This is a genomic window from Micromonospora sp. NPDC003241 (genome assembly GCF_053589795.1).
Genome location: NZ_JBSFSO010000103.1, coordinates 1 through 1,219, shown reverse-complemented (window position 1 = coordinate 1,219; position 1,219 = coordinate 1). Strand labels below are relative to the sequence as shown.

The 1,219-nt window shown below is 68.6% G+C and carries 1 protein-coding gene; it reads right to left on the bottom strand.

The window, feature by feature from the left end; all coding sequences use genetic code 11:
• The coding region (locus tag ACWDVW_RS32615; RefSeq protein WP_449956834.1) for a Clp protease N-terminal domain-containing protein at nt 1–1,219 on the bottom strand (1,219 nt) is incomplete at both ends.

The following is a 1,219-nucleotide window of genomic DNA, read 5'->3' as shown; positions in this document are numbered from 1 at the left end:
TCCCGCTGCGCCTTCTGGCCCAGCAGCTGCTTCTCCTTGTCGCGGAGCTGAGCGGCGCGCTCGAAGTCCTGCGCGTCGATCGCGGACTCCTTGTCGCGGCGCACCTGGGCGATGCGCTCGTCGAAGTCACGCAGGTCCGGCGGCGCGGTCATCCGGCGGATCCGCATCCGGGCACCGGCCTCGTCGATCAGGTCGATCGCCTTGTCCGGCAGGAACCGGTCGGAGATGTACCGGTCGGCCAGGGTCGCCGCCGCCACCAGCGCCGCATCCGTGATGCTCACGCGGTGGTGGGCCTCGTAACGGTCCCGCAGGCCCTTGAGGATCTCGATGGTGTGAGCCAGCGACGGCTCACCCACCTGGATCGGCTGGAAACGACGCTCCAACGCGGCGTCCTTCTCCAGGTGCTTGCGGTACTCGTCCAGCGTGGTCGCGCCGATGGTCTGCAGCTCACCACGGGCCAGCATCGGCTTGAGGATGCTCGCCGCGTCGATCGCGCCCTCGGCGGCGCCCGCACCGACCAGCGTGTGGATCTCGTCGATGAACAGGATGATGTCGCCCCGGGTGCGGATCTCCTTGAGCACCTTCTTCAGGCGCTCCTCGAAGTCACCCCGGTAGCGGGAACCCGCCACCAGCGCACCCAGGTCGAGCGTGTAGAGCTGCTTGTCCTTGAGCGTCTCGGGCACCTCGCCCTTGATGATCTTCTGGGACAAGCCCTCCACCACGGCGGTCTTACCGACGCCGGGCTCACCGATCAGGACCGGGTTGTTCTTGGTCCGGCGGGAGAGCACCTGCATCACCCGCTCGATCTCCTTCTCCCGACCGATCACCGGGTCGAGCTTGCCCTCCCGAGCCGCCTGGGTCAGGTTCCGCCCGAACTGGTCGAGCACCAGACTGGTCGACGGGGCCGCCTCGCCCGGGGCGGTGCCAGCGGCGGCCGGCTCCTTGCCCTGGTAACCGGAGAGCAGCTGGATCACCTGCTGGCGGACCCGGTTCAGGTCGGCACCCAGCTTCACCAGCACCTGCGCAGCCACGCCCTCGCCCTCGCGGATGAGACCGAGCAGAATGTGCTCCGTACCGATGTAGTTGTGGCCGAGCTGCAGAGCCTCGCGCAGCGACAGCTCCAGCACCTTCTTGGCCCGCGGCGTGAACGGGATGTGCCCGCTCGGCGCCTGCTGACCCTGGCCGATGATCTCCTCCACCTGCTGGCGGACGCCCTCCA